The sequence below is a fragment of the Candidatus Hakubella thermalkaliphila genome (assembly GCF_013281975.1).
Lineage (GTDB): Bacteria > Actinomycetota > Humimicrobiia > Hakubellales > Hakubellaceae > Hakubella > Hakubella thermalkaliphila.
On sequence record NZ_BLRZ01000206.1, the window covers coordinates 1 to 1,934 of the forward strand.

General features: G+C 43.5%; 4 protein-coding genes. All 4 read left to right on the forward strand.

Translation table 11 applies throughout. The features are described from left to right. Positions 1-91: 91 nt before the first annotated feature. Positions 92-367, forward strand: a complete 276-nt coding sequence (locus tag HW443_RS14095) for a transposase (protein WP_407079822.1) — start codon at positions 92-94, stop codon at positions 365-367. Between the two features lie 156 nt (positions 368-523). After that, the gene (locus HW443_RS10900; RefSeq protein ID WP_176237173.1) at positions 524-973 is read left to right on the forward strand and encodes a hypothetical protein; all 450 of its coding nucleotides are present in this window, start codon (positions 524-526) and stop codon (positions 971-973) included. A 138-nt stretch (positions 974-1,111) separates the two neighbouring features. Beyond that, on the forward strand, positions 1,112-1,771 hold the full coding sequence (locus HW443_RS10905; RefSeq protein WP_176236243.1) for a hypothetical protein: 660 nt from the start codon (positions 1,112-1,114) through the stop codon (positions 1,769-1,771). 50 nt (positions 1,772-1,821) lie between these two features. Then, positions 1,822-1,934, forward strand: a 113-nt coding sequence (locus HW443_RS14100) for a Trm112 family protein (protein WP_407079823.1), incomplete at its 3' end; no start/stop codon positions are given.

The following is a 1,934-nucleotide window of genomic DNA, read 5'->3' on the forward strand; positions in this document are numbered from 1 at the left end:
AGATTCTGGTGGAAGTTACCAGTTGTTCTGGATATGTAGGAAAAATTGGTAATTAAATTCCAGAATCACTGGTAAGTCTTATCCAGAATCAGTGGTAAGTTTGAGCGGAATTGGTGGTAAGTTTGGACCAGAATACACAGGAGAAAGAGTTCGTAAATTCCTCCTGAAAAATCGTAATCTCCACCTTCATTATTTACCGCCTTATCATCCAGAACTCAACTATCAAGAATCTCTTTGGAGGACCATGAGATACGAAGAGACGACCAATGTCTATTTTGAGACCCTATTCGATTTGGAGGTCTCTGTTTTCAAAAGATCACAACGCTGGAAACCACAAAAGATAATATCACTGTGTAAACTTATTTAAGTCGCTTGCTATAAATTCTATCTGATCGACCTTTTAAGATCGGTCTACGCTAAAGTGGGGATATTCATTGCGCTGAGTTATGCTTTCCTTATTGGATACGGGCTGAGTATTCTTTATTATCATATTTATCATATCATGGGGAGACCTGCCCAAAAGATGCAGCGGGTTGTTGGTAAAATTAGTGCCAAGGTTTTTCTGGTATCTAATGTTTTTCTGCTTTGTGGGGTATACGTATGGCCCATGTGGACTGGCGACGTCATATATCCTGGGGGTAAAGTAATCCCCTCAGCAACTGTTGAAGTGCCCAACTACTACTACCAAGCCAGTGACTGGCTTGATATAGAGAAAGGAGATTTTAGGATTGTTTCCATTCCCCTACCAAAGTTAGGCTCCCAAGTTGCCTACTCGTGGGACCACGGTTATGTCGGAGAGGATCCCACCAGATGGTTGCTTCCCAAAACAGTAGTAGTATCGGGTGAGTCTGGGCGTGGGATAAGTGGCTTTATTTTCGACGAGGTTATCCAGGAAAACCCTCCCGCCAATTTAGGCGCAATCCTGAACCTATTCAATGCCAGGTATATCCTGTTTCACCGGGATACTGATTAGGAATATATAGAAGGCCATCCTTGGTATACTTCAGCATCACAGGAATCATGGGAAACTACTTTAAGCAGCGCAGAAGGAATCCGCCTAGAAGAATCCTTCGGCAAACTTGATTTCTACAGAAATGACTATTGGAAGCCTATGCACATTTACACCACTTCAAACACCATTCTAGTTAAAGGTGACATAGACGAAATGTTACAAGTAGTTACTTCTGATAATTTTACCGTTGGTGACTCTGCACTTTTCTTGTCCAATGATTTAGATCAAGAGCAAATTCAGTTCATCAAAGAATATAACAAGACTGTTTTGTCCAAGGGTGACAATGCACCTAAAATTACCTTCCAAAAGATCAACCCTACAAGATACGAGGTTAGGGTGGAGAATGCCACCTCGCCGTTTTTTCTAGTTTTCTCTGAGAGCTATCATCCCGGGTGGAAGGTATACATCGAAAGTAAGCCATTCCAGTTCAATGAGATAATCGTGGAATATGACAACACGGGTGTGAAGGAGGCGAGGCAGGGTATGATCACGCCCGGCGATATTTATTATTTCTTTAAACAAGCGATAGCCGAGGACAGGCATTTCTTAGTCAACGGCTACGCCAACGCCTGGTATATCGACCCGAAGGAAGTGGGGAAAGAGGATTTCACGCTGACGCTTTACTTCTTGCCGCAGAGCTATTTCTATATCGGGTTGATAATATCCGGCTTGGCCTTCCTCGGGTGCGTGGGGTATCTGGCTTTCGACTGGAAGAGGAGACGTGGAGCAAGAGAGCCAAACAAAGCTACCGAAAGTTAAAAGTTTGTGCTGAGCCCAATGAGCGGCAGGAGTAAAGAAAGGTGAAAGCGATGATAGATAAAGAACTTCTGGATATTCTGGCCTGTCCGAAGTGCAAAGGAGACCTGAAACTAACCCAAGTTCCGCAGAACCCCGCTTTTTGGGGTATTTTTTGGGGTCGCAA